The organism is Paenibacillus terricola, assembly GCF_014779765.1.
Taxonomy (GTDB): domain Bacteria; phylum Bacillota; class Bacilli; order Paenibacillales; family Paenibacillaceae; genus Paenibacillus_T; species Paenibacillus_T terricola.
The window spans coordinates 1-22608 of sequence record NZ_JACXZA010000009.1; the positions used below are offsets into that span (position 1 = coordinate 1).

Genomic DNA, 22608 nt, shown 5'->3' on the forward strand with positions numbered 1-22608 from the left:
GTTACTCACCCGTCCGCCGCTAAGCAGTTTGAAAGCAAGCTTTCAAACTGCTCCGCTCGACTTGCATGTATTAGGCACGCCGCCAGCGTTCGTCCTGAGCCAGGATCAAACTCTCCATAAAAGTTATGGTGAAGCTTGTTTAGCTCATTAAAAGCTGACTTGCTTTAAAACATATCGCTCATTGTTCAGTTTTCAAGGAACAAATCATTTCTCATTGTGTTTCTCGTTACCGGCGTGTTTCTCTCGGCCGGAATTAGAATATATCATGTTTTGATTTCATTTGTCAAACACTTTTTTTAATTAAGTATTTAACATCTCGTAATCTTTCGCCGTTTCAGCGGCGGAATTACATAATAACACGCATTGTTTTAGATATGCAACGCACAATTTTTTACAATTATATTTACTTAAACAGAATTGATGCTTAGCCGAAAGATTCCTGCTGAACCACCGGTCCGTCCATCGCGTCGTATCATCACGTATAACGGTCGTGAGCGTGCTTAAAGTACGGCAAATGTGCTTTTTTCACCAACTAAAGGTTGTTAGCGTGCATATATCCCCAGGTGCAGCAATGAGACCCCGATATTACGCCAATAGCCCCTTGCACAACCGTTTAGAGTTCTGAATACCGTCATTTCGACGCAATAGCCATTATAGCAACCCGTACAATTAACCGCCGGACCTGCTCTACATCCGCTCATCTATTTATGAGCTCTCCTTTAATAACAACGGCTACCGATCAACGCTATAAGAGCTGCATACATTAATGACGCCACTTGAATATCTTTTGAAAGCCGTGATACGTTTATAGCATCTCTCAACCTCATGCCGAGAAAGGTGACTCTATATGTATGAAGTAAGTTTGGTATATGATGCGCAAGCACAACTAGGTGAAGGTCCCGTCTGGGATCCTACTAATGCACGTCTTTATTGGGTAGACATTCTGGCGAGCAGGATTCATATCTGTGATCCGATTCATCCTTTTACCTCTTCCTATATTGAAGTTGGCCCTTACGTAAGCTCAGTCATTCCAAGACAATCTGGGGGACTCGTTCTTACCTTGCAAGACGGCTTCTATGCTTTTAATCCCGAGTCATCTGAACTCACACTGCTTGCCACAGTCGAAGGTCCCGAGCTGGGCAACCGTATGAACGACGGCAAATGCGATCCCACTGGTCGCTACTTGGCCGGATCCATGTCCTTGAATGACCAAACAGGTAATGGCAAGTTATACAGCATGGATGTTGATCATACCGTCAAGACACTTGTCAGCGAGGTTAACCTTTCCAATGGTCTAGCATGGACGCCAGATGGAACAACCTTGTATTTCATCGATACACCGACACGGCAAGTATTTGCTTTCGATTATGAAATAGCGACTGGATCCGTTTGCAATCGTCGAGTAGCTATTACAGTACCGGAAGCTGAAGGATTTCCCGATGGTATGACGATCGATTCGGAAGGCATGCTCTGGATCGCCCATTGGGGAGGATGGCAGGTTACGCGTTGGAACCCAGTAACGGGAGAAAAACTACTTTCCGTGCCTATCCCCGCATCGCAAGTCACATCCTGCACATTCGGCGGCCCTGAGCTGAATGAGTTATTTATTACGACGGCTCGTGTAGGACTCGATGCAGAACAGTTAGCTGCACAGCCGCATGCTGGAGGCTTGTTCCGAGTGAAGGTTGGCATAACCGGGCTTCCCGTTGAACGTTTCAGGGGATAGTATGGTACTTACAAAGCGAGAGGGTTATCCCTCTTGCTTTTTTTGTCATTTTATTTCTAAAAAGGTAAAGATACAAGAAACAAAACACATCCTATATAACGTCTAAAAGTTATCCTAAATTTGAATTGTATTTCGATGAGGTTGAATGGATGAAGAAGACGGACAAGTAGATAACAACCCAATAGAATCTGTACCTACTCAATCGACATCAAATGCATCACGCCCTTCTGTTCCTGAACCATCTGCAGCGTCAATTCCATCTAATATCGTAATGACAACTACGAGAATTCATATCTATCCCTTTTCGCGAAGAATAGTCCCATCAACCAAGCAAACCCAAATAAAGTATCAAAAATTGAAATTAAACACATTGGTGATATTACAATCACTCAGCTTATATCGAGACCACTGTTTAGTGGGGGAATCAAATCAAGAATCGTTTCCTGCCTATTCCTATATCAAGGAAGATGACCTGTGGAAAATTGCAGACATTGATTAATTCCCCGACGGGTCCGACGAGTCGCATTCCCCTTCCGTGCCATACTTTTTAATGTGAGGTGAGGTTGTGAAGTACCCTTTCCTAATTGCTATTTCCCTTATTCTAATATCCGGCTGCGCGGACAATACCCAAGCAACAGATGACAAACAAGAAATAACGAAAGAGACAGTTGTTACGACTTCACCAACTCCTGAACCATCGACGAGTCCACCAGAGCAATCGGAGACCACTCCAAACCTATCCTTGTTTAATAAAATTGAAGATTATGATCCTAACAGCAACGAGATAGAATTGAAAGTGAACGAGAAAAAGGTAAAAACAGCATTCTCACAACATGATCCCTATCCGTTCGGCTTTTATTTACCTAGTGATATGAAACGGGTTGATTTTGAGGATGGCATTGAATTTCATTATGGAAAGTCAATCTTTAAGATCAATTACTGGGCTGATTCTTACGCTACCAACGTCAAGCAAGAAGCAATATTTCAACCTTATTCCGAATATGTAGGAACTGACATCTATGAGAATGAGATAAAAAAGAATACAGCTTATCAAGTTTATTTTGCCTTTGAGAAAAATCAGATCAAATATGTGATGCAATGGAACTACTTTGAGAAAGATAGAGACACTGTAATCCCGCTATTCACTGCTATAGCGACAGAAATGCGGTATATCCCAGAGTGAGAATCCATATTACCGAAACAAACCCAAAAAGGCTCACCGATGATCGGTAGAGCCTTGTTCTATACGCATGAATACTTGAACTACAAGCAGACTACTTACATTTTATCTAACTATAAGGTTCAATAATGATATCACTTCAAATAATCGGTTATATAAGGCTTCAGAAAGTTAAATGGCTCCTTATCTTGCTCGCCGATATTTTCTCGTATGACAACGCCTGTTCTACCGATCGTTATCGTTGAATGCCACCGCGTAATCATAAAAGCCGGGAGATGTTCACTAACGCCAACACCATCACTGATCATCACACCATCTAAGAAGGCATCTGCCGGAAGTAATAACGCTTTATTGTTTATACAAAGCGTACGTTCTTCTCTGACAGAAGTGACACCGTCCGGTCGCTGAGGCATCATCAAATAGCTGTATTCATTGCAAGGATTGAAATAGACATGAATGCTCTTGCTTGCGCTATCATAGGATACGAATTGGCCTAATGTATCGGTCATGAATCTCAGCTGTACATAGGTTTTCCCGTTGTAGTTTATAAGCTGATCGGATTCTTGTACGTCGTATTTATTATAGTTGATGAACAAATGCTTTATAGGATGGGAGATCAATGTTTTAATCGAAGACGATGCATCTGCAGCAAGAGTGTTGAACAATAGTGCACCAGCCAAGAAACCAATCAGAAGATATGCGATATTTTTTTTCACAATAGATCACTCCCTTCAAGCTCTACTTGCCTACGCATTCACCATTAAAAAAGCCGGTCATCCCCAATTGGATGCCCGGCTTTCCCTCTATGCAATCTACTTATGTCCGCCGCCCTGCAAACCTTGCTTTCATAAGCCCAACGATGCAGCATGCGAATCCGATGCCTGTCACGATGCCCAGGACGAAGTCATTCAAGTCTACACCAGTACGCGTTAACAAGCTTGGAGACATTGCCAATACCATACCGATAAACAGAAGTCCTTTCTTCATATGAAACAACTCCTTCTAATGGTCTGCTACTTGCTAGTTGTTACTTGCTGCAGCCGCAGCACTGAAACAAACAACCAACAACAACAACCAAAATCATTAATCTCTATTAAAGCTTATAAGCCTTCATAGCCTTACGCAGCTCTTTAATCGTCGGACGCTTACCATACATCAGTACGCCCGTGCGATAAATCTTCGCCGACAACCAACCGCATACGAACGTTGCGAGAACCAGGATGCCTAGCGACACTGCAATCTCCCAACCCGGTACCTCGGTCATCCCGATACGCATGAACATTGCGTATGGCGTGAAGAATGGAATGAACGATGCGACTTTGACGAATGCCGTGTCTGGCGCGTTCAGGCCGAACATGCCGATGTAGAAACCGCCAAGCGACAAGAACATGAGCGGCATAACCGCCTGGCCGAGGTCCTCCGTCCGGCTGACGAGCGAGCCGACTCCTGCATACAACGTTGCAAAGAGGAAGTAACCGATCAGATAAAAAGCTAGTGCATAGATGAACACATCGACCGGCACATCATTGATATTGATGCCAATGTCCTTCAGCGCAGTTTCATTATGCGGCAGCGCTAGATTGATTGCGGCAGCAGCGACGAGAAGGGCCGTCTGACCGAGACCGACGATGAACATGCCGAAGATTTTGCCGAACATTTGCGTTAGCGGCGAAACGCTGGTGATGAGCACTTCCATAACACGCGAGCTTTTCTCCGCCGTTATTTCCGTGGCAATAAGTTGGCCCGTGCCCATGATCGTCATGAAGAGCAGGAACAAGATCAAGTAGACAACACCGTACAGCGCGCCAGCCTTCTCCTTCGTATCATCGGCCACAGCCTCGCCGTTGCTTACGTCCACTTTCACGCTATCCACGACTGCTTGCGAGAACAACGCTGTCTGTTGCTCATCCGTCAGTCCTAATCCTTGCAGCGCAAACTGCGTCTTGATCGACTGCAATGCAGCCTGCATATTAGCCTTCGATGTTTCGCTGTATACCTTATCTGCATGCAGTACCATTATTGGGAACGAAGTGCCATTCTCTTCGAATGTGGCATATGCATCAATATCCCCATTGGATAGAGCATCGAGCAGCTTCTTCTCGTTCGCTTCAGCCGAGTTCTGGTTCTCAATCGGAACGAACTCATAGTCTGGATGCTCCTGCTTCGAGAAGAACTCACGCATTTGGTCACCGACGACCGATGGCGTCACACTGCTCTTAGTCGCATCTTCCATAGATGCCGTTAGGTATCCGATCTTATCCGGCGTATCCGAACTGAATTTATCAATAATATAAGGCAAGTTCACTACAACACTAATGATAGCAACAAGAATGAGCGTCGAAATAACATACGATTTGGCCTTTACCTTATTGCGAATCGTGAACCCTACCACTGTCCAGAACTTACTCATGGCGCTCACCTACCGTCTTAATAAAGATTTCATTCAGCGTTGGCTGCATCAGCTCGAACCGTTCAATATCCGCCTGCCCCTGCGCATGGTGCAAAATCCGCTTCGCAGCATCTTCGGACTCGATGCCAATCTCCGTCACATTCTCGTGGTGCGTTACATAACGCACGCCCGCTAGCGATTCCAGTCCTTTCACTTCGCGATCTGTCGCCAGCATGACACGTTCACGAGGATACCGCTTCTTAATTGCCTTCACGTCGCCCTGCACAACCGGGTTGGACCGATGCATGATCGTAATGTTGCGGCACAACTCCTCAACATGCTCCATCCGGTGCGTCGAGAACAGAATCGTTTTGCCGCTGTCGCGAAGTCCCTTCACCGCCGTCTTCAACAGCTCGACATTGACTGGATCCAAACCACTGAACGCCTCATCCAGAATGAGAATTTGCGGATCATGAATGACAGCAGCGATGAAGCCGATTTTCTGTTGGTTACCCTTCGACAGCTCCTCTATACGTTTCCCGTAATACTCGGATACCTCGAATTGCTCCAACCACTTCTTCAAGCTATCTTCCGCTGCTTTCTTCGACATCCCTCTCAGTTGAGCGAGATAGATCAGCTGCTCATTCACCTTAACCTTCGGATACAACCCGCGCTCCTCTGGCAAATAACCAAGGTTATGCAGCTGCTCCTTGCTGTAAGCCTTCCCGTTATATTGAATTGAACCTTCATCTGGATAGATGAGTCCAAGTACCATCCGCATCGTTGTCGTTTTGCCCGCGCCGTTTGCGCCGAGCAAGCCATAAATCTCGCCTTCACGCACCTGCAGACTAAGCCCGTTCACGGCTGTCTTCTCACCATAATTTTTCACAATACGTTCGACTACTAATGGATTCATGCGTAAACCCCTCTCTGCATCAACACTTGTAAAATTTCATCAAGCTGCATCGCCTGTCTGCTTCCTATGGTAAACTGTGCAGCTTGTAACGCTTCTTCCGTCTGAGGTGCATCCTCGCTCACAATTCGGTACATCCCGACGCCTGCAAGCTCGACCTCAATGACGCCCGGCATCGTCAGCAGCTTGCCTCGATCCGAGTCATTCGCCGCTGGCACATAGAGAACATGCCACCGCTCGAACAACTCATCCTTCTCGTATTTGCCAAGGATTTGTCCTCTTGCCATAAATACGATGTAATCGGCCAGACGTCGCACTTCATCTATAATGTGAGAAGCCATAAGGATCGTTCGATCACCTGGCTCCATGTACCGATGGAGAATATCGATCATCGATCGCCAAGCGATCGGATCAAGGCCAGATGATGGCTCATCGAGCAGCAATAGCTTCGGCTTATGGGCGATAACTAGCGCGAGTTCGAACTTGCGACGCATCCCTTTGGACATTTTGCCCAGCTTAATGGAGTCATCCACCTCGAACCGTCTCAATAGATCCTGATACAGATTCACATCCCATTCGGCGTACCACTTGCGAATGAACGTTGCCTTCTCCGATCCTCGGATAGAGTTATCGAGATAATCCGATTCCTCCTGCAAATAACCAATTTGCCGCTTCCACGACCGATCATCGCCCTGTCCGACCGGGTGACCGAGTATACTCATCTGTCCCGCATCCGGCTTGGAGAGATCGAGCAGCAGGCGAAACGTCGAGCTTTTGCCCGAGCCATTGGGTCCAATGATTGCCGTCACATACCCTTCTGGAATATCCAGATCGATCGGTCCTAGTCGAAAATGTGCCCGATGCTGTTCAACGCCTGCTAATGATATTGCTACCTTCTCCATCACCCGTTCTCCTTCCATCTATCATCTAGAACACGCGTCATAATGTGTTCCATCTCTTGTCTCGTCAGTTGAACCCGCATGCCTGCTTCAACCGCGGCCTCGACAGCTTCGATGACCGATGCTGTACGCTGTCTGCCGAGATCTTCTTCTTGCACGCTTGCTACGAACGTTCCCGTCCCTTGCCTTGTCCGCAGCAGTCCCTCTGTCTCCAGATCTTGATAAACCCGCCTGACCGTAATCACGCTGCACTTCAACATCTGTGCCATCTCGCGAATGGAGGGCAGCAATGTCCCCTCCGTTAGCTGTCCGCTTACGATTAGAGCCCGTAGCTGCACCTCGATCTGATGGTACATCGGCTCCGCACTGTTCTCATTGAGATGAATCGGCAGCCACACACTTTCACCTTCTTCGTCCTTAAGTTCATTGTTGTATTCGAATCATGGTCAGCGCGTGAAGCTTCTCATTCGCAATCTTCTGCAGGTGAGCCGATACATCCCATATACGAATGCACTGCTCCCGACGACCGCAACAACGGGATACCACCAGTTCCCGTCAGCCATCCTCTCAAGCAAGTATAGCGAGATCGATTTCTCATTCGAACCGAGAACCGCTGCTGCAGTCAGGTACAGGGCTGCAAAACCGAAGCAAAGCACCATATATATTTTGCCTGAGAAACCTTGTTCCCACATGGAATACATACTAGCAATCGCAACGCTGTAGCTGAACCAGATGATCACATACCCGATATAAGGACCTACTCCAATGTGTTCACGAATCGGTGCTGCACTTCCATATAAAATAGCAAAGTAGAGCAATAAGCCAATGGTCAGCAGACCTGTGAGTTGAATCAATCGCCCCATTACGAGCTGACTCACTGAGATCGGCAGCACCCGCCACTGTACCAGCCTGCGTGTGTAACAATCTTCGCGCCATGCCTTGAACGTCGTCCGATTCGCCGGGAATCCAAGCATCGGCAGGATCGCTAGCTGTGCGAAATCTACAAGCCAGATGACTGACAGATCCAGTTGACCGCTCCATGCATCCATGTAGAACGAGCGCGACACTAGAAGCATGTAGGCGATGAATAAGGTTGTGATGATCATTCCTACTCGATCCTTGCGCCATTCATACTTCGCTACATGCCATGCGCCTTCCCACTTATTCATCCGTCTGGTCACCATCCGTGTGCTTAGTGTGTATATCTTTATACACAGTATAATCACACCTCCATTTCGTGTCAACATCTTCCAACCCATTTTTTTGATAAAAAAGAAGCCTTCACCGCATGCGCATCACTCGCACTTGCAATGAAGACTTCCAGATGTAACTTACCTAGATTTTAACCGAAGATTGCATCCAGTACTGGTTTCGTATGGCCGCCTGGATACATGACATACAGCAGAATATAGACAGCTACGCCCGTAATCGCAGTGAAGAACCAGATGACGGACGTGACACGTCCCCACTTGCGGTGCTTCGCATACTTGGCCCGGTAGCCAAGTGTCAGCGTTGTAATGCCGAATACTGCCGCAACCGTTGCGAGCGTAATGTGGAAGATCAGGAACACGAAGTAGTAAGGCTTCAGATCATCCGGTCCGCCCCATTCCGTGTTGCCAACGAATATGGTACGGCTTGTATACACGATGAAGAATGCCGTTGCTGCAACCGCAGCCCAGAACATAACCTTCTTATGCGCTTCCAGTCTGCGATTGATCGCCAGATTCCAGCCAATCGCAACGAGAATCGCACTAATGACGATGAACGAGGTGCTGATTGTCGGAAAAATACTATAAATGTCCATGCGTAAACCCACCTTATATCGTTATCTGAGAGCCTGCGCGAGCGAATCGCCTGCAAGGCCGTAAATCTTACGTCAAACCGTTCGCTGGATTCGGCTCCGCGCTTGGCAGCTCATCATCATCAGCGTGTTCACGCTTGAACCACTGTTTGAAAATATAAGCTAGAATCGAGCCATAGAGCACTTCCTGCAGCAGCTTCATTACAATGCCGCCCGTCTGCTGGTCTTCCAGCGGCGTCATTAGATTGAAGAAGCTTGGACCCTGCGCGAGCAAATACGATGGATCGCCGGATACGCAATACCCCATCATTTTGACCCAAGTGTTCGGATCGCTATAGACCTCATACATCGGGGTTCCTGAGAAAATAATGAGCGCACACGCCGGCGTCAGAAGCGCACCGTTCGCGAATACATACGCCATCTTCCGCATATCCGTTAAGCGATTCCATTCTGGAACAGGACTAACAACCTGAATCCACATCAGGAATGCCGTGATCAGCAGCACCACATAGAACAACCGATGGACCGTGTAATGCGTCATGACGTAATCATGCACGACCGGCACGTGATAAAGCGAGAACACCATATTGAACATAATAAGACAAAGAATCGGGTTCGTCATAAACTTGAGCTTCTGCCACCACGCGGCGCGGAACATCAAGCGCCACATATAGGACGTTGTGCCAAGCAGGACAAGCGGCGGCACAAGCAAGTAGGACAGCGACATGTTCAACATATGGAATGAAAACATCATATGGCCCAACAAGCTTAGCGGACCTGCCTGTGCCAGATAGAACAGAATGGCGCCAAGGATGAACGATACTTTCTGCATAACACTCGTTCCAGCTTGATCAGGTGCATGCTTGCGGCGATATGGTCCATCCACATACAAATAAAGAATGACAATCGCTGCCATTGCGAATAGAAACATTGGACTCCATTGTTCTCTGAACGTGAAATACTGCAAACCGAGCATGGATAACCCCCACAATTCATATCCCATTCCTGTTAGCCCATTCGGTCATAACCGGGACATGCCTAGTATAGCATAAGCAATTGTGAACTCCTACCGAAAGCGGCGTTCTTGTCCTGCCGTTCATCATATTGTCAAGGATTGCACCCGTCTTTGTCCTCCCTGCTATGGAGGAACCAGGAGCTATGCCCCTGGAACCCCTAATCTAGTTAAGGGGCATAGCCCCTGAAACCCCTTTTTAAACCGATTTCTCTACCCACCGAAACCCTCCCTGCAAGGGAGGGCCCCATGGGACTCCCGTCCCCTGGACCCCGGAAGGGGTCGGTTGTGCTTCTGAGGCGGATGTATGTTACTTCCTGCTAGGAGTCGTGTACCCCTGCGGGGTACAACTCTTGTTCGAGCGTTTTAGGGGCTTTGCCCCTTCGGCCCCTTCTTAAAACATACTTACATAGGGCTGCGCCCCTGAACCCCTCTTTAAACCGATTTCTCTACCCACCCAAACCCTCCCTACAAGGGAGGGTTTGGGTGGGTAGAAACTTTTTAAAAGAAAGCTTATTAAGAGGGTGCAAAGGGCGGAGCCCTTCTGTCATATAACGGGATTAAAGGGGCCGGGCCCCTTTAAAACCCATAAAAAAAGAGGATCCGATTTCTCGGACCCCTTGCGTATAAACGATTACCACCAAGCCCAGAACTCAGCCATGATGATCATGGTACCTGCGATAAAGATACCACCTAGAATACCGATTATCGCATATGTGTGACCTTTATCTTTCATGTGCATCCAGAAACCCATCTGAACGAACACTTGGAGGCCAGCCATCATCAGCAGAATGAAGATGATGAACGACGTATTGACTTCTCCAGCGATTACTGCTGCGAAAGCAATAAGCGTCAGTATCAGTGACATGATGTAAGCAACGATATGCTTCTGTGGACCCTCGTGCTTGTGGCGTTTCTTCGTTTCTTCCGTTGCGGAATGGTTAACTGCAGCCATTGACTTAGCCCACCTTTCCCATCAGATACACGACTGTGAAGATGAATACCCACACGACGTCGATGAAGTGCCAGTACAGGCCTGATACATAAACCTTCGGAGCCGTTACAACGGTAAGACCTTTCTTGAGCACTTGACCGATGATTATGCTAATCCATAGAACACCGAATGCAACGTGGGCGCCGTGGAAGCCGACCAGCGTATAGAACGATGAACTGAATGCGCTCGTTGTAAAGCCATGGCCTTCATGAACGTATTCACTGAACTCGTAAATCTCAAGACCCAAGAAGCCAAGACCGAATAGTACCGTAATGACCAGCCACCAGATCATAGCCATTTTCTTGCCTGCATGCATCGCTTGCGTAGCAAACACGCTCGTCAAGCTGGACGTTAACAGGATGAACGTTGCAATCGCAACGGTCGAAAGGTTAAACAGTTCGTCAGCAGTCGGGTTACCGTCGCCAACTTTATCGCGAAGCGCTAGGAAAGCGGAGAACAACGTACCGAACAGTACGACCTCAGCGCCTAGGAACAACCAGAAGCCAAGTACTTTATTGCGTCCTTCCAGTGTAGCCTTCTCAGGCTCATGTGGAAGTTGACCATCTACGTGCGAGTGTGCGCTCATGCTTTTACCCCCTTATCATGCAGCTCGTCTGGCTCGATGTGGAAGCCATGATCATCCTTCAAAGAACGGATCAGCATGCAAAGGAATGTAAGGGCAAGGCCGCCGCCACCAACATAGTAGTTGTGGTACATGAAGCCAAGACCTGCAATGAACAAGCCAATCGACATGAACAAAGGAAGAATCGATGGCGATGGCATATGGATCGAGCCAAGCGGTTCAGCTGGCGTCATCTCTTTATTGCCATCCATTTTTTCTTTCCAGAACGCGTCATAGCCACGAACAAGCGGCGTTTGCGCGAAGTTGTACTCTGGTGCCGGGGAAGGAATCGTCCATTCCAGCGTACGGCCATCTTCCCAAGCGTCGCCGGCAGCTTTCTTGCCGCTGACCGAAGTTACGATGATGTTGGTGATGAAGAAGATCGTACCAAGGCCCATCAGGAATGCGCCAATCGTACTGATCAAGTTCATGTCGTTGAAGCCAATACCATCCAGGTACGTATAGATACGACGAGGCATACCCATCAGACCCAAGAAGTGTTGAATCAAGAACGTCATATGGAAACCGATGAAGAATGTCCAGAACGTCAGTTTGCCAAGCGTTTCGTTCAGCATGCGTCCGAACATCTTCGGCCACCAGTAATGGAGACCTGAGAAAATACCAAGGATCAAACCACCAACGATAACGTAGTGGAAATGCGCGACTACGAAGTACGAGTCATGGTACTGGAAGTCGGCTGGCGCTGCCGCGAGCATGACGCCCGTTACGCCGCCCATTACGAATGTCGGGATGAAGCCAACTGCGAACAGGTTCGCAGTTGTGAACTTGATGGAGCCGCCCCACATCGTGAACAGCCAGTTAAAGATCTTAATACCTGTCGGTACGGCGATCAGCATCGTAGCGATGGAGAACAGCGCATTCGCAACTGGGCCGAGACCCGTCGTGAACATGTGGTGAGCCCATACCATGAAGCCGAGGAAGCCGATCAATACCGTTGCGAATACCATGGAGCTGTATCCGAACAGACGCTTACGCGAGAACGTACTGATTACTTCAGAGATAACACCGAATGCAGGCAGAATGAGAATGTATACTTCAGGGTGTCCGAAGATCCAGAAGATATGCTCCCATAGCACGGCGTTACCGCCATTTGCTACTTCGAAGAAGTTAGCTTCGAACAGTCGGTCGAACATCAGTGCAACCAGACCAACCGTCAGTGCTGGGAATGCGAACAGGATCAGCGCCGACGTGATGAAGATTGCCCATGTGAACATTGGCATACGCATGAACGTCATGCCAGGCGCACGCATGTTGATGATGGTTACCAGGAAGTTGATACCGCCGATCAGCGTACCGATACCAGCGATCTGAAGGCCGATGACATAGTAGTCAACGCCATATTCAGGACTGTAAGTCGGGCTTGCAAGCGGAACATAGGATGTCCATCCTGCGTCTGGAGCGCCGCCTGTAAACCAGCTGACATTCAGCAGAACGCCGCCTGCGAAGAACGTCCAGAAGCCGAGTGCGTTAAGGAATGGGAATGCAACGTCCCGTGCGCCGATCTGAAGCGGAATAACCGCATTCATAAGCGCGAACAGCATCGGCATCGCTGCAAGGAAGATCATTGTCGTACCGTGCATGGTAAGGAGCTGGTTGAATGTCTCCGCACTAACGAAATCGTTAAGCGGCTTAATGAGCTGAATCCGAATCATTATTGCTTCGAGACCGCCGACCAGGAAGAAGAACCCGCCGGCAAGCAAGTACAGAATACCGATTTTCTTATGGTCTACGGTCGTTAGCCAGTCCATCAGGCCCTTGTAGCGTTTGACCGTGTGCGCATGCGCATGTGCCAAGGTTAATGCCCCCTTTTAATTCTCCTGATGCTTATTTCTCGTAGTCGATTTTCAGTTCAGACAGATACTTCGCAATACCATCGATCTCTTGCTCGGTAAGCTCGACCTTCGGCATGAGCGTACCAGGCTTGACCGCTTGTGGATCGCTGATCCAACGCTTCAAGTTCTCGTACGTTGTACCTTCATTTGCATACTTCGCTTCGTCGGTATTGACGAGAATACCGCCTACCGTCAAACGACTACCGATATCCGTCAGGTTCGGGTACACCAGAACGCCTTGGTCGCCGATAGCGTGGCAGCTCAAGCATTTTGTAACGAGTGCATCTTTAATCGCTGGGTCGCTTGGCAGAGCAGCTGGCGTTTTCTGTGCCGCCGTCCAACGATCGAACGAAGCTGCATCTACTGCTTTAACTTTGAAGTCCATCAATGCGTGGGATGGGCCGCAAAGCTCTGCGCACTTACCAAGGTAAACGCCAGCTTTAGGCGCTTCGAAGAACATTTTGTTAGCGTTAGCCGTTCCGTTCTCAACAGCCGTGCCTGGGTTCGTATCGATCTTACCTGCGAGCGATGGAATCCAGAACGAGTGAAGAACGTCGCCGGAAACTGCTGTAACCGCAATCTTCTTGCCTGTCGGAATGACAAGCTCTTGTGCTGTATGTATGTCATACTGCGGATAATAGAATTCCCACCAGAATTGGTGCGAAGTTACTTCGACTTGAATTGCTTCTGGATCTTTCGTGTAGTCCTTCGACAGACCGAATACGGAGTTAACCGTCGGTACACCAAGGATGACAAGGAGAATCAACGGGATAACCGTCCAGATAATCTCAAGCTTATGGTTTCCTTCAACTTGTACAGGAATCTTAGTATCTCCTGGACGTCTACGGAAACGAACAATGACGTACAACGAAATCGCGAATACGATAATGACCACGATAATCATGATCGAAATCGCCAATTTCATTAGACCGAATTGTTCTTCCGCTACTGGACCCTGCGGGTTCAGTGTCGAAAGGTCTGCACGCCCGCACGCCGACAGCAATAGCATCATACCGGCAAAGAGCGGCAGAAGGCGCTTTCCTACATTCCACCGTTTCATCATTCATCAACCCCACTTTTTACGTTTTCGCAGTTGCATCTGATGGCGTGGAAAGGCGGCAAACTGCGTGTTCTAGAGATGTTTTACAACTTCTGCATTAAATCACTTTATTAAATATAAAGTTGGAGGATGTATTTGTCAACGTTTCAGAAAGAGTTCACAAATTGTTCTCAAAGCCGCCAAAAATGTAGCTGTTACAAGGGTTTTGGGTCATTTACACCCCTCCATTTTTGTGCTTATCCCCCTTCGTCGCGTGACAATAATCGACATATTCCTTCTATACATTGTGCACCGAGTGGATGGTCAATTATGTATGTGTTGACACACGTATATTTCGGTCTCTCCGACGAACCCTAATGGTACAGTAATCGTTAAGGGAGGTCCATTGTATGAGGAAATGGTTCAGCGCATCTGCCCCGTCCCGCATCTTCGCCCTGCTTCTAGGTATCGCGGTGCTGTCGAGCGGCTGCAGCAGCTATAAGTATGAGCCTCACGGATACAAGAACAACTCGTACGGTACGCGCAACGGCACAGAGCGTCCACTCGTTGACGATCGAGCGCGTTCATACGGCACATTATCAACTTCTTCGGGCAAAGACAATCACGATAATAAATACTTCGAATACAGCGCCAAGATATCGAAGGAAGTCGGCAAGATCAACGGAGTTTCCACCGCGCTTGTTATGCTGACCAATCAGAACGCTTATGTGGCGCTCGTCTTTAACGACACTGCGATCCGCACGAAGAGCGGCGGACGCTCGAAGCGCGAACAGAATCTAGGCGGTGCCAAAGCAGGTGTCTACAACCACACAACAGGCAGTCCTTACTGGGACGGCCGAGAGCTGGCAACGCCATATGGCCATGCAATGACCGTCAATGATCATACCGAGCTGCCGGATGCATTGAAATATGCAGTCGCAACGAAGGTACGGAAATTCGCCCCTAAGGTAAAAGATGTCCATGTCTCTGCCAACCGCCAATTCGTTAACCGATTCGTCGCCTACGCGCAGAAAGCCTGGCTGAACGAATCGCTTACGCCATACGTCGAAGACTTCAACGCGCTCGTCTCGAATCAATTCGCCGGCGGCAATAAGATGCCCGCGAGCATCGAGAAGATCAATCCGGATACGACTGGCGCAGATCGCAATACCGGTCAGAAGAACGGGATTAAAACCGAGAAGTACAGCGGCAATACGACAGGAGCGCCAAGATAACCCGAAAAACTTTTTCTTCTATTATATATAGCTGTTAGATTAACCATTTTGATTCGGTACCATTCAGAGGCGTAGTTCCACAGACGCCTCTTTTTGCTATACTATTAATGAAGCGACCGGATGAAAGATCGAAAGAGAGGGATTGAAGGCCATGACGACAAGCAACTACGTTCCGAAGGACCCTGTAGTGATCGAATGCAATATTGAGAAAGCGGTAGACGTACTAAGCGGCAAATGGTCCTTTCTAGTGCTCCGCGAGCTGTTCTGTGGAACGAGACGTTTCGGCGAGCTCCAGCGCTGCATTCCAGCGGTCAGTCCGCGAGCTCTAACGAGCACACTGCGTCACCTCGAAGAAAAAGGCATTTTGGAACGGCATGTGTATGCGACCGTACCTGCTACCGTTGAATATAGACTGACGCCTAAAGGCGAAGATCTTCACCAAACGCTGCACGCCATGAAGCTGTGGGCTGCAAAGTGGACGTAAACAAACACGAAGGGAGCCCCTATGGAATAGAGCGCTCCCCTGTTTGTATCGTAACGACGCCTGCATCATCCACCTGCGCAAGATAAACCTCTTCAAGCTTAACGCCTTTGGCAGCTAACTGCTTATTCAGCCACACGCGATCGAAGCCCGCATGCTGAAGCGCATCCTCGATAACGATGCCATCCATTACAATGTTTTGCGGCTGGCGCTCAGGCTGCACCGCCCAACCAAGCGCTGCGGCGGTAAGCGGCTGTTGTTCCTTCTTGAGCAGGAACGTTATATCTCCGTTGGCTTCCATGACAGCGAACTCCACATCGGCAAGCGATTGAATGCTTTTGCTGCGCATTTTCTCCATGAACTCGTCGAGCGTCACCCGCTCTTTCCACATATTCTTCTCTAGTATTGCCCCTTTCTCGACTAGCACGGTTCCTTTGCCGTCAACAATGTCGCGCATCTTCTTGCTCTTCAATGTTGCATATTCCATTGCTACAGATACAAGAACCCAAACCGACATTGCGAGCAATCCCAAGTACCATTTGGCATCGGTATCGAGCGAGATGTATGCTGCGATATTGCCGATCGAGATCCCTGTAATGTATTCGAACAACGATAGCTGCGAGATTTGTCTTTTACCTAATATTTTGGTCATAATGAACAAGATACCGACGGCAGATAACGTACGCAGCGTGACTTCAAGCCACAATGGCAAAAGAGACACCCCTTTCCTCTCGGATAGGATGTCTCCTTCATTCATTATCTATTCAAGCAATCGAGCGCTGCCGCAACGTATACGGCCGGCGAATTCCAATAGATCGTATTCTCATTCGTGGAGTAACTGTCCTCATGGTCAATATAGCAGGCCATAGGCGCACGTCCGATCAGCAGCGCCGCTGCCGCCGTATCGTTCAACCCAAGATTGGGCCCGCCTGCAACGATGCCCGGAACGGGCTGCGGCACGCTATCTGCGATCGATGGACGATGATGCGGATGCATGACAGAGTTATAACCATAACCTGTGATGTAACAAATACCTAGCACATTACAACCGAGCAAGTAATGCCACTGCTGCGCCGCTGCCTCTAGATATTGCTGCCGAATATCGCTGTCCTTCATTAACTCTGCAGCAATAAGCAGATGCATGCCATTGTTCATCACGATCATGTTGCTGCCCCATTTGTACTGATCTTGGATTAGCGATACACCAAAGCCGTTGCGCTTAGACAGATCGAGCAGTTCATCCGCCCTCATGATCCATTGCTCCGTTAACCTCTCCCGCAGCTCCATGGCAGTACGGTCCCCAGCATCTCGAAGCGCATACAGCAGCGCAATGGTTCCATACCCGCCGACATCCCTCCAACCTAACTCGCACAGCGGAAAACCGCCTGATTGAACCAACTTCTCCGCTTTAATCAGATAGGTCCGATCTCCAGTCAATCGATACAGCTCAGCCGCTGCCCAATAATGCTCGTCGATAACGTTTTGATCCCCGTACTCGCCCGTCTTCACGTCGCGCGGGTTGCGGAACGATACCCGCTCGAAGCTTTCTGTGTTCTCCATCCACTGCCACGCACGCTCGGCAGCTTCCCGACAGTCGGCTGCAAACGGTTCATCGAATGGAGCGAACACGCGCGCTGCCATCGCCATCGATGCAGCGAAGGTGCCGGCAGCTGTGAACGACACAGGCGAGAAGACAAGCGCTGCTGCATCATCCTCCGGCATCACATGAAGGCCAGGGAATTCATATGTCGTTATCTTGTGATAGACGGCTCCATCCTCACGTTGAAGCAGCAGCATCCATTCGAGCTCATACCGGGTTTCATTCAGAATATCCGGAACACCGTTGCCGCTCTCAGGTATGTTCACCGACTCTTGGAACGCTGCCGGATACGCTTCATATGCAAGCATAAGATCTGCGACTGCCTTAGCAGCAGCAACAATGTACTTCCCATAGTCGCCGGCATCATGCCATCCGCCCGCCGTCCTCCGCCGGATGGATGGATCATCGCCATGGATAATGCCATGATCAAGATGACAAGCTGCATGCTTCCAAGGTCCCGCATATCGTTCCTCGAGCTCCATGCCGCAGCGCTGGAAATAGAAATTTCGGAGAAGGGCAAGTTTGACCGCTTGATATGGACGCTCCGCTATAGCGAAGATAGGTGATTCCACACCATTCTTCATACGAATCCGGTATCTCCCCGGCGTATCGAGACCGTCCAATCGGCCCAGACTTACGCGAACGCCAGCCGCCTCATCTTCGGATGCAGGTGACGTTGTACCGACTAATACACATTCATTCGTATCGGCATCAATCACTTCGAAGTTGCCTGACACGACTTGCGATGAAAACGCTTTCGATAATCCAGTCGAAAATCCAATCTGATTGACACGAATTGCCGCATCATTCCACTGCTCACGTCGCACATCAGCCATTGCAAACTTCCCTCCTAAATTTCCTATTATTCGTCTGCTCCTTGCCGCGGCTCATACTTCAATATAATAGAAAGCTTTGTACCACGGCTAGAAGCATATATGACGAATTGCACTTATTTACCACGATTATACATGATCAACTCGTGAATGGGGTTAATAATTATTAAAACTTTTCCCATTACAAAGGCAGCAGCGGAAGAGTCGTTACGTTATCGAGTGAAGCGACCATCGCTTCCCACGCCGCCGGCTTGTTCGGCAGTACGGCATAGTAACGGCGCAGGAATGCAGCCACTAGCGAAGCATCGATCGTATCGCGTCCGTCATATGGCAAGAAGCCAAGGTCGAGACCTTCTACGGCCTCGCCGTCATTTTGCCAAGAAGGGTGTACGTAGGTTAGATTAATTCGCTTGTAGCCCATATGGGACAACACTTCACGGCGCACGTACGGGTTCATTACCATCAGACCGCCGAAGTCATGGTCGCCTGCCCGGTATGGGTCATAAATCTCAGCGAACATGCCATCGAGCTTGTTGCCTGCCTCATGCGCCAATGCATCAAGATCGCGTTGACGCGACTGCCACAGGAACGGACCTATGCCAAGTCCCGGACGGCCAACGATGGTGAAATCCGTCATCGCTGCGTTGAAATCCTCGTAATAGCGGTATTCCGTCGTGCCGACGACTTCGCCTTCATGTACAGCAACGAATACACGGATGCCCGGATCCTCCAGCGGCTCTTTCCACAGATCGAACGCGAGCACCTCTTCCGGTGGGAAAACGCGGCCCATCAGCGCATGCATTTGGGCGAATAATGGATCATTAATACAAGTAATGCGTTTGTATTCCATGAATAACGTCAGCTCCTCTAGCATTATTCGTTCAAGAACGGATTGCGCCACTCCATCAACGCTGCGCAGTTGCCCGACTCTTCATCGTCCAGATAGTCATGTGCGACACCAATTGGCGTTCGACCTACACGCAGCATGAATGAAATAACAGGATCGTTCTGCTCGCCTCGAATAACCGCATCCAGATATTGTTCAGGCGTCATCGAATCTGCAACGCGATGATAGCCCGACAGCCGTCCGCCTCCGAGCAGACGCTTCAGCCGGCGATGCACAACGACATCATACATCGAGAACATCAACCACTGTCCCAAGCGCAGCTTGCGGTACTCCGGTCTGACGCACAGATCGACGACGTAGAGCGTATCGCCCGAAGGATTATGATTGCGTATGTATCCGCCGTCCGTCATCTGCTCCCAGCTATGCGTACTGTCACTCGGGTCCTGTTCATCTATCTTCACAATCAGTCCGGTCATCGAGCCCGCCAGCCTGCCAGCTACTTCAATGCACAAGGCTCCGTCAGCAAAATATCGCACGTGGTTCGTCAATTGCTCCTTGTTCCACCACAGCTCAGGCGGGTATGGCGGCGGAAAGCACTCCGACTGGATTTCGATGAGCGCATCGAAATCCGTCTCTGTGTAACTTCGCACGATGGCAGGTACAGGCCTGCCGTCGTTCATCACAAACAGCTGCTTGCGGTACATCGCGTTTCACTTCCAATCGGTATAAAGATCGGTGCGGCGGTCCCGCCACGTCATCACCGAGCCGCGCTCGCGAACCTCGTACAGCAGCGACAGATCAAGATCGGCTGTGACGATCATATCGTTATTGATCTCGCCTTCTACCATGATGCCGCGCGGCGGGAACGGAATGTCATTCGGCGCCAGCACTGCCGCTTGCCCATAGTTGAGCCGCATGAAATCGACCGTTGGCAGCGAACCAACCGTACCCGTCGTCACCACATAGATCTGGTTCTCGATCGTCCGCGCATGTGCGCAATACCGTACCCGATAGAAACCTTGGCGATCATCCGTGCAGGATGGGCAGAAAATAACGTCTGCGCCAAGCGCCCGCACCATGCGAACGATCTCCGGAAACTCAATATCGTAGCAGGTCAACATCGCGATCCGCGCTTTGGGCGTATCGAATACCGTTACCCCATCGCCAGCCTTCATGTTCCACTCGGTCACTTCGGTCGGCGTAATATGCAGCTTCGGCTGCACGCTGACCGTACCGTCCGGCGCGAACAAATGCGCTGCGTTCAACAGGTTGTCGCCGCTCCGAACGACATGCGTTCCGCCAATAATGTACATGTTGTAACGGGCAGCCAGCTCTTTGAACAGCTCAATGTATGCATCCGTAAAGTCCGGCAGCTCCTCGATGCCACGCGCCTTGCCATCCGCTCCCGGAATGGACATGAGCTGCGTCGTCATAAACTCAGGAAATAGCACATACTCCGAACCGAACTCATCCGCTGTCCGAATATAATGTTCAACCTGCGCAGCGAACGCTTCGAACGAGTCAATCGAATGCAGGTGATATTGTACCGCAGACACTCTTAGCTTCATCCTCTACCTCCGCTTAAATCAATGAATTGCTTCTATTGTGCAGGAAAAATGCGCATCCAACAAGCATCGTTTCCTCAATAATGAGATTATTGCGATTGCGGCGATTGAACGCCGCTAGTACTAATGTTAATGCTGATGTGGACCGTATTGTTCGATCAGCCGTTTCTTCTGCTCCCATACCGCATCGCTTAAGACGACCGGGAACGACTGCGGGTTCACTTTGCGCAGCACTTCGGGCGGGAACAACTCAAGCTGACGGCGATGCTCTGCCCGAATGACAGAGAGGGTTGGCAGTTCTGCCTTCAGTTCCCCGCCAATAATGATCGGCTGAAGCAGCGGTACGGCTTCGTAGTCAGTCATAAACCGCTGGCGATACGTCTGCATCGGATCGAACAGCTTGATCCGTTCGCCGCGCTTCACGTCATTTTCCCATCCGAACGCCATATAATCAGCTTCAGCACGGCCTGTTCGGCGGTTGACTAAACGGTATACGTCTTTGCGGCCTGGCGTGGATACCTTCTCCGGATTGCCGGACAGCTTGATTACAGGAACAAGCTCCTCGCCCTGCACCGCTTCGCGCGCGACCAGCTTGTACACGCCTCCGAGCGCCGGTTGATCCGCAGCCGTAATGAGCTGCGTACCAACGCCCCACGTATCAATACGGGCGCCCTGCAGCTTCAGCTCCGCAATAATCGATTCATCGAGATCATTCGATGCGACGATGCGTACACCGCCGAAACCCGCATCGTCCAACTGGCGACGCGCTTCCTTGGACAAGTACGCGAGGTCCCCGCTGTCGAGCCGAATCGCACTCATCCGTTTGCCCATTGCTGCCAGCTTGTGCGCGGTTGAGATCGCATGAGGCACGCCGCTTAGAAGCGTATCGTACGTATCGACTAGCAGCGTCACGTCATCAGGCAAAGCCTCCGCATAGCGGTCGAACGCCTCTTGCTCGGATTCATGCGCCTGCACCCAAGCATGCGCATGCGTCCCTTTGGCCGGAATGCCGAACAGCATCGCCGCCCGCATATTGGATGTCGCGTCGAAGCCTGCGATAAAGGAAGCACGAGCCCCCCACACAGCCGCCTCTGCCTCTTGCGCCCGTCGCGTCCCGAACTCCAGCAGAATATCACGTTCTGCCGCACGACGTATGCGTGCCGCCTTCGTTGCGATAAGCGTCTGATAGTTCATGAAATTGAGCAGTGCCGTCTCCACCAGCTGCGCCTCAAACACGCGCGCCTCCACCCGAACAAGCGGCTCATTCGGGAAGATCAACGTCCCTTCGGACACCGCATAGATATCGCCTGTGAAGCGGAACTTCCGCAGTTCTTCAATAAACCCTTCTTCGTACCGCTCTTCTTGTTCACGCAGGAAAGCCAGCTCATGCTCATGGAACTTCAACGTACGGACATAATCAACAATCCGCTCCAACCCCGCGAACACGGCGTAGCCGTTGCCGAACGGCAGCTTACGGAAGTACGCCTCGAAGACCGCCTTCCGATTATGGGTGCCGTTCTTCCAGTGCGCATACATCATATTAATCTGATATTTATCGGTATGAAGCGCCAGATGCCCGTACTCCAGGCCGCTTGCTCCTTCAAAATGGATCGTCATCG

24 protein-coding genes and 1 rRNA gene are annotated in these 22608 nt (G+C 49.8%); 5 read left to right on the plus strand and 20 right to left on the minus strand.

Translation table 11 applies throughout. From position 1 onward, the window contains the following. Positions 1–121, minus strand: a 16S ribosomal RNA gene (locus tag H8B09_RS26745); the annotation flags it as partial. A 726-nt stretch (positions 122–847) separates the two neighbouring features. On the opposite strand from H8B09_RS26745, the gene H8B09_RS26750 reads away from it, so the two are divergent. From H8B09_RS26750 to H8B09_RS26760, 3 genes are all read left to right on the plus strand, one after another. Continuing rightward, positions 848–1726: an SMP-30/gluconolactonase/LRE family protein gene (locus H8B09_RS26750; RefSeq protein WP_191206669.1), complete on the plus strand. Its 879-nt coding sequence runs from the start codon at positions 848–850 to the stop codon at positions 1724–1726. Between the two features lie 145 nt (positions 1727–1871). Next, a complete protein-coding gene (locus tag H8B09_RS26755; protein WP_191206670.1) occupies positions 1872–2225 on the plus strand; it encodes a hypothetical protein in 354 nt (117 codons plus the stop codon). A gap of 66 nt (positions 2226–2291) precedes the next feature. Beyond that, positions 2292–2909 carry a hypothetical protein gene (locus tag H8B09_RS26760; RefSeq protein WP_191206671.1) on the plus strand — a complete coding sequence of 206 codons (618 nt, stop codon included), beginning with the start codon at positions 2292–2294 and terminating at the stop codon, positions 2907–2909. Between the two features lie 131 nt (positions 2910–3040). On the opposite strand, the gene H8B09_RS26765 is transcribed toward H8B09_RS26760, so the two are convergent. The 13 genes from H8B09_RS26765 to coxB all read right to left on the minus strand — a co-directional run bounded on the left by H8B09_RS26765 (position 3041) and on the right by coxB (position 14452). Continuing rightward, entirely contained in the window at positions 3041–3622 is a 582-nt protein-coding gene (locus H8B09_RS26765; protein WP_191206672.1) for a stalk domain-containing protein, read from the minus strand. 100 nt (positions 3623–3722) lie between these two features. After that, complete coding sequence (locus tag H8B09_RS26770; protein ID WP_191206673.1) at positions 3723–3893, minus strand: hypothetical protein; 171 nt, start codon at positions 3891–3893, stop codon at positions 3723–3725. Between the two features lie 106 nt (positions 3894–3999). Further along, a complete protein-coding gene (locus H8B09_RS26775) occupies positions 4000–5316 on the minus strand; it encodes an ABC transporter permease (RefSeq protein ID WP_191206674.1) in 1317 nt (438 codons plus the stop codon). Continuing rightward, positions 5309–6211 carry an ABC transporter ATP-binding protein gene (locus H8B09_RS26780; RefSeq protein WP_191206675.1) on the minus strand — a complete coding sequence of 301 codons (903 nt, stop codon included), beginning with the start codon at positions 6209–6211 and terminating at the stop codon, positions 5309–5311. The genes H8B09_RS26775 and H8B09_RS26780 overlap by 8 nt, the downstream gene beginning before the upstream one ends. After that, entirely contained in the window at positions 6208–7110 is a 903-nt protein-coding gene (locus H8B09_RS26785; RefSeq protein ID WP_191206676.1) for an ABC transporter ATP-binding protein, read from the minus strand. Before H8B09_RS26785 ends, H8B09_RS26780 begins: the two co-directional genes overlap by 4 nt. Further along, positions 7110–7505 carry a GntR family transcriptional regulator gene (locus H8B09_RS26790; RefSeq protein WP_191206677.1) on the minus strand — a complete coding sequence of 132 codons (396 nt, stop codon included), beginning with the start codon at positions 7503–7505 and terminating at the stop codon, positions 7110–7112. The genes H8B09_RS26785 and H8B09_RS26790 overlap by 1 nt, the downstream gene beginning before the upstream one ends. 48 nt (positions 7506–7553) lie before the next feature. Then, a complete protein-coding gene (locus H8B09_RS26795) occupies positions 7554–8276 on the minus strand; it encodes a hypothetical protein (protein ID WP_191206678.1) in 723 nt (240 codons plus the stop codon). Between the two features lie 173 nt (positions 8277–8449). Next, positions 8450–8911, minus strand: coding sequence for a DUF420 domain-containing protein (locus H8B09_RS26800; RefSeq protein WP_191206679.1), 462 nt, complete (start codon positions 8909–8911; stop codon positions 8450–8452). 67 nt (positions 8912–8978) lie between these two features. Then, positions 8979–9911: a cytochrome c oxidase assembly factor CtaG gene (gene ctaG / locus H8B09_RS26805; RefSeq protein WP_318152785.1), complete on the minus strand. Its 933-nt coding sequence runs from the start codon at positions 9909–9911 to the stop codon at positions 8979–8981. A 643-nt stretch (positions 9912–10554) separates the two neighbouring features. Next, complete coding sequence (locus tag H8B09_RS26810) at positions 10555–10875, minus strand: cytochrome C oxidase subunit IV family protein (RefSeq protein WP_191206681.1); 321 nt, start codon at positions 10873–10875, stop codon at positions 10555–10557. A gap of 4 nt (positions 10876–10879) precedes the next feature. Then, on the minus strand, positions 10880–11500 hold the full coding sequence (locus tag H8B09_RS26815; protein WP_191206682.1) for a cytochrome (ubi)quinol oxidase subunit III: 621 nt from the start codon (positions 11498–11500) through the stop codon (positions 10880–10882). Beyond that, entirely contained in the window at positions 11497–13305 is a 1809-nt protein-coding gene (gene ctaD, locus H8B09_RS26820) for a cytochrome c oxidase subunit I (protein ID WP_191206838.1), read from the minus strand. Before ctaD ends, H8B09_RS26815 begins: the two co-directional genes overlap by 4 nt. Before the next feature lie 76 nt (positions 13306–13381). After that, positions 13382–14452: a cytochrome c oxidase subunit II gene (coxB, locus tag H8B09_RS26825; RefSeq protein ID WP_191206683.1), complete on the minus strand. Its 1071-nt coding sequence runs from the start codon at positions 14450–14452 to the stop codon at positions 13382–13384. 386 nt (positions 14453–14838) lie between these two features. Here coxB and H8B09_RS26830 point away from each other — a divergent pair, with 386 nt between their 5' ends. Both H8B09_RS26830 and H8B09_RS26835 read left to right on the plus strand, forming a co-directional pair. Further along, positions 14839–15663, plus strand: a complete 825-nt coding sequence (locus H8B09_RS26830; protein ID WP_191206684.1) for a hypothetical protein — start codon at positions 14839–14841, stop codon at positions 15661–15663. 151 nt (positions 15664–15814) lie between these two features. Continuing rightward, positions 15815–16147, plus strand: coding sequence for a winged helix-turn-helix transcriptional regulator (locus tag H8B09_RS26835; protein WP_191206685.1), 333 nt, complete (start codon positions 15815–15817; stop codon positions 16145–16147). 19 nt (positions 16148–16166) lie between these two features. Here the strand turns inward: H8B09_RS26835 and H8B09_RS26840 are convergent, their stop codons facing one another. The 6 genes from H8B09_RS26840 to H8B09_RS26865 form a co-directional block, all read right to left on the minus strand. Next, complete coding sequence (locus H8B09_RS26840) at positions 16167–16856, minus strand: DUF421 domain-containing protein (RefSeq protein WP_191206686.1); 690 nt, start codon at positions 16854–16856, stop codon at positions 16167–16169. 44 nt (positions 16857–16900) lie between these two features. Then, positions 16901–18580 (minus strand): glycoside hydrolase family 9 protein, encoded by a 1680-nt coding sequence (locus H8B09_RS26845; protein WP_191206687.1) that lies wholly within the window; start codon positions 18578–18580, stop codon positions 16901–16903. A gap of 178 nt (positions 18581–18758) precedes the next feature. Continuing rightward, positions 18759–19427 (minus strand): GNAT family N-acetyltransferase, encoded by a 669-nt coding sequence (locus H8B09_RS26850; protein ID WP_191206688.1) that lies wholly within the window; start codon positions 19425–19427, stop codon positions 18759–18761. 23 nt (positions 19428–19450) lie between these two features. Continuing rightward, positions 19451–20128: a GNAT family N-acetyltransferase gene (locus H8B09_RS26855; protein WP_191206689.1), complete on the minus strand. Its 678-nt coding sequence runs from the start codon at positions 20126–20128 to the stop codon at positions 19451–19453. A 6-nt stretch (positions 20129–20134) separates the two neighbouring features. Further along, positions 20135–20992: a carbon-nitrogen hydrolase family protein gene (locus tag H8B09_RS26860; RefSeq protein ID WP_191206690.1), complete on the minus strand. Its 858-nt coding sequence runs from the start codon at positions 20990–20992 to the stop codon at positions 20135–20137. A 126-nt stretch (positions 20993–21118) separates the two neighbouring features. Further along, the gene (locus H8B09_RS26865) at positions 21119–22576 is read right to left on the minus strand and encodes a nicotinate phosphoribosyltransferase (protein WP_191206839.1); all 1458 of its coding nucleotides are present in this window, start codon (positions 22574–22576) and stop codon (positions 21119–21121) included. Positions 22577–22608 lie beyond the last annotated feature (32 nt).

Excerpts from the sequence above, each read along its gene's own strand:
- H8B09_RS26750 (WP_191206669.1), top strand. The coding sequence starts at position 848 with ATGTATGAAGTAAGTTTGGTATATGATGCGCAAGCACAACTAGGTGAA.
- H8B09_RS26755 (WP_191206670.1), top strand. The coding sequence starts at position 1,872 with ATGGATGAAGAAGACGGACAAGTAGATAACAACCCAATAGAATCTGTA.
- H8B09_RS26770 (WP_191206673.1), bottom strand. The coding sequence starts at position 3,893 with ATGAAGAAAGGACTTCTGTTTATCGGTATGGTATTGGCAATGTCTCCA.
- H8B09_RS26775 (WP_191206674.1), bottom strand. The coding sequence starts at position 5,316 with ATGAGTAAGTTCTGGACAGTGGTAGGGTTCACGATTCGCAATAAGGTA.
- H8B09_RS26780 (WP_191206675.1), bottom strand. The coding sequence starts at position 6,211 with ATGAATCCATTAGTAGTCGAACGTATTGTGAAAAATTATGGTGAGAAG.
- H8B09_RS26785 (WP_191206676.1), bottom strand. The coding sequence starts at position 7,110 with ATGGAGAAGGTAGCAATATCATTAGCAGGCGTTGAACAGCATCGGGCA.
- H8B09_RS26795 (WP_191206678.1), bottom strand. The coding sequence starts at position 8,276 with ATGAATAAGTGGGAAGGCGCATGGCATGTAGCGAAGTATGAATGGCGC.
- H8B09_RS26800 (WP_191206679.1), bottom strand. The coding sequence starts at position 8,911 with ATGGACATTTATAGTATTTTTCCGACAATCAGCACCTCGTTCATCGTC.
- ctaG (WP_318152785.1), bottom strand. The coding sequence starts at position 9,911 with ATGGGATATGAATTGTGGGGGTTATCCATGCTCGGTTTGCAGTATTTC.
- H8B09_RS26810 (WP_191206681.1), bottom strand. The coding sequence starts at position 10,875 with ATGGCTGCAGTTAACCATTCCGCAACGGAAGAAACGAAGAAACGCCAC.
- H8B09_RS26815 (WP_191206682.1), bottom strand. The coding sequence starts at position 11,500 with ATGAGCGCACACTCGCACGTAGATGGTCAACTTCCACATGAGCCTGAG.
- ctaD (WP_191206838.1), bottom strand. The coding sequence starts at position 13,305 with ATGGACTGGCTAACGACCGTAGACCATAAGAAAATCGGTATTCTGTAC.
- coxB (WP_191206683.1), bottom strand. The coding sequence starts at position 14,452 with ATGATGAAACGGTGGAATGTAGGAAAGCGCCTTCTGCCGCTCTTTGCC.
- H8B09_RS26830 (WP_191206684.1), top strand. The coding sequence starts at position 14,839 with ATGAGGAAATGGTTCAGCGCATCTGCCCCGTCCCGCATCTTCGCCCTG.
- H8B09_RS26835 (WP_191206685.1), top strand. The coding sequence starts at position 15,815 with ATGACGACAAGCAACTACGTTCCGAAGGACCCTGTAGTGATCGAATGC.
- H8B09_RS26845 (WP_191206687.1), bottom strand. The coding sequence starts at position 18,580 with ATGGCTGATGTGCGACGTGAGCAGTGGAATGATGCGGCAATTCGTGTC.
- H8B09_RS26850 (WP_191206688.1), bottom strand. The coding sequence starts at position 19,427 with ATGGAATACAAACGCATTACTTGTATTAATGATCCATTATTCGCCCAA.
- H8B09_RS26855 (WP_191206689.1), bottom strand. The coding sequence starts at position 20,128 with ATGTACCGCAAGCAGCTGTTTGTGATGAACGACGGCAGGCCTGTACCT.
- H8B09_RS26860 (WP_191206690.1), bottom strand. The coding sequence starts at position 20,992 with ATGAAGCTAAGAGTGTCTGCGGTACAATATCACCTGCATTCGATTGAC.